The organism is Methylobacterium sp. WL8, from assembly GCF_008040045.1.
In the GTDB taxonomy this organism is placed as follows: Bacteria; Pseudomonadota; Alphaproteobacteria; order Rhizobiales; family Beijerinckiaceae; genus Methylobacterium; species Methylobacterium cerastii.
The window spans coordinates 1-247 of sequence record NZ_VRVF01000224.1; the positions used below are offsets into that span (position 1 = coordinate 1).

1 pseudogene is annotated in these 247 nt (G+C 65.6%); it reads right to left on the reverse strand.

What is annotated here, in order from left to right:
* Nucleotides 1-247: pseudogene (locus FV234_RS26010) on the reverse strand (IS3 family transposase); the annotation flags it as partial.

Sequence of the window (247 nt, forward strand, 5' to 3'; positions counted from 1 at the left end):
CGTAGTAGCCGCTGTGAGAGACTTCGAGCACGCGGCACATGAGACGCACCGGCCAGGTGCTCGCATGCTGCTCGATGAAGGCGAACGTCACTTGGGCATCTCCGCAAAGATGCCGATCGCTTTTTTTAGGACGTCGCGCTCCATGCGCGTCCGGTCGAGTTCACGCCGCAGACGGGCGATCTCGGCCGCTTGGTCGGAGGGGGAAGCCACCGGGCTCGCGGATGCGGCGCCCGGTGAACCTGCTGCC